Source organism: Schnuerera sp. (assembly GCF_035459645.1).
GTDB lineage: Bacteria > Bacillota > Clostridia > Tissierellales > Tepidimicrobiaceae > Schnuerera.
The window spans coordinates 1-2610 of sequence record NZ_DATHXO010000121.1; the positions used below are offsets into that span (position 1 = coordinate 1).

Below are 2610 nucleotides of genomic sequence, written 5' to 3' on the forward strand. Positions count from 1 at the left end.
GCTAGTCCTCTAATAGAAGGCAATAAATCACCTTCATTTAACTCTCCTTTTAAAATCATTCCTTTTATTTGACTAGATATCTGTTCATATATGGGTTCTTTTGAAGAATTAGACACTATAATTTTCATAACTATCCTCCCAATTTTAGATGTTTATTGTGTTTATATTGTATATAATTTATATATACAGTATAAACACCATTTGGCTATTTGTCAATAATATTTTTATTAAATTCTCAAACCATAATAATATATTTTTGTCAACCTGTTATATTTTATGGTTGACATTAACTCTAAAACTATGTACACTTATATTGTTGACATATTATTTAAGATGATTTACATATAGGAGGGAACTAGATGAATTTATCTACAAAAGAAATGATTCTAACATCTTTGTTTACAGCCTTAACTGCCATTGGAGCTTTCTTAAGTATTCCTATTGGAGATGTTCCTATTACACTGCAGAGTATGTTTGTCATATTATCTGGACTTCTCCTTGGCCCTAAATTAGGAGCTTTATCTCAGATTGTTTATGTTTTATTAGGTCTTTCAGGAGTAAGAATTTTTGCTGGATTTTCTGGAGGACCTCAGACAATATTTAAGCCAAGCTTTGGATTTCTAATTGGATTTATATTTGCAGGATATATCGTTGGAAGGATTGCTCATAATAAAAAAAGTATAAACTTTCGACAAATATTATTAGCGACTATAATAGGTACTTTCGTTATTTATTTATTTGGAGTTCCATATATGTATTTAATCCTTAATAATATCTTAGACACTCCAATTTCTTTTTCCATGGCTCTAAAAACTGGATTTATTATATTTTTACCAGGGGATATATTGAAAGCTATCTTGTCATCTTTAGTAGCCTTAAAAATATATAGCAGGATAAATGCTGCACACTTATAATAACCCATTATATAGCTAATGAGTTAACCTATTATTTCCTCTATTTTTAAGGATTCGTTTTTTGATAAGTTTATGTTTTTATCTTGTACCTTGATTATGGGTTTAGTTATATTCTCAGGATGAACAAACTGAATTATACCTACCATTCCGTCGCTTAGTCTAACTTTAGAATTTACATAGAATTGAGATATATTTTTAAAAAATATTTTTAATAATGGAATACTAAATTTATGAATTCCCATTTTATGAAATTCTTCAATTGCATCAAAAGGAGTACTTTTCTTTTTATAAACCCTTTCCGATGTAAGAGCATCATAAACATCTGCTATTGCAAGTATTTTCCCATATAAATTAATCTCTCTTCCTTTTATTCCACGAGGATAGCCACTGCCATCTTCTCTTTCATGGTGATTAAGTATGGCTTCTCTGACCTCTTCTTTTAAAAATGATAGGCCTTTAGACAATATATATCCATCTATTGTATGTTTTTTGACCACTTTAAACTCTTCTTCTGTTAATCTACCCTTTTTATTTAGTATATCCTTTGGAACTTTGGATTTACCGATATCGTGAAGTAATGCAGCTTGACATAATTCATTAATTCTTTCTTTGTCTAATCTTATTAACTTTCCTATATATGCAGAATATATGGCTACATTTATGCTATGATTATAGGTGTATTCATCAGTATCCCTAATCCTATCTGTTTCTCCAATCATTTGACTATCATTAACTTCAATGGATAAATTTTTGGAGATGCTCCCCAATATATTGGAATTAACGCCTTTTCCAGCTACCAATCTTGTTGCTATTTTTTTCATTGTTAATATGTTTTCTTTATGTCCTAAAGACAGATCTATATATGGTACAAGATGATCGTCTTCCTTAGTTGGATAAATTGGTACTTGTTTTATTTTAGATTTTTCCAAAATATTCAATACATATTCGTTAATTATAGCATTTCTTCCTATCAATAAATTACCTTCATCATCATAAATATCTTTAATCAATATTTCATCTATTGCATTTTCTGTCAAACAAATAGGCCAAGTTATCAAAGTTTTCACCACTATTCTATTTATTTTGTCTAATTTCCCCACATTGTACTGGTATATTTTATCATATTCTTATAGAAATTATCGGTTTATTATAGAATTTAGTAATAATTACCTACTTAAACATAGCCTTTTAATCCACGAATTGAAATCTCCCCTGAAAATATCTTTTCCAACCTGCCATCTTTGTATTCAATTATCAACTGTCCTTCATCATCTATATCTAAAGCTTTGCCTACATCACAATTACCCCCTCTAATAACTCGGACTTCTTTTCCAAGTAGAATAGAATTTGTCCTACATATATTTATAGATTTAGATATATCTTCTCTTTCTATAAAATCTTTGTATAAATCTTCAAAATGATTTAAAATATTGCCTAATAATTTCTTTCTATTTATCTGTCCTACTACTTCCTTTAAAGAGATAGCTTTATCAGAAAGCTCTTTTCCAAAATCTTTTTTATCTAAATCAATATTTATACCTATTCCCATTATTACATAATTGATTATATTTAATTCACAATTCATCTCAGTAAGAATACCACAAACTTTTTTCCCCTGTATTAAAATATCATTAGGCCATTTTATATATGATTCAATCCCCATATCTTCTAAACCTTGATTCACAGCAGCAGCTCC

At 28.5% G+C, this 2610-nt stretch carries 3 protein-coding genes; 1 reads left to right on the forward strand and 2 read right to left on the reverse strand.

The window, feature by feature from the left end; all coding sequences use genetic code 11:
• Nucleotides 1–359 precede the first annotated feature (359 nt).
• Complete coding sequence (locus VK998_RS02865; protein WP_325225262.1) at nt 360–914, forward strand: biotin transporter BioY; 555 nt, start codon at nt 360–362, stop codon at nt 912–914.
• Between the two features lie 23 nt (nt 915–937).
• Here VK998_RS02865 and VK998_RS02870 read toward each other — a convergent pair whose 3' ends face one another.
• Both VK998_RS02870 and VK998_RS02875 read right to left on the reverse strand, forming a co-directional pair.
• A complete protein-coding gene (locus VK998_RS02870; RefSeq protein WP_325225265.1) occupies nt 938–1981 on the reverse strand; it encodes an HD-GYP domain-containing protein in 1044 nt (347 codons plus the stop codon).
• 107 nt (nt 1982–2088) lie between these two features.
• On the reverse strand, nt 2089–2610 hold a 522-nt coding region (locus VK998_RS02875; protein WP_325225267.1), incomplete at its 5' end, for a biotin--[acetyl-CoA-carboxylase] ligase.

Excerpts from the sequence above, each read along its gene's own strand:
- VK998_RS02865 (WP_325225262.1), top strand. The coding sequence starts at position 360 with ATGAATTTATCTACAAAAGAAATGATTCTAACATCTTTGTTTACAGCC.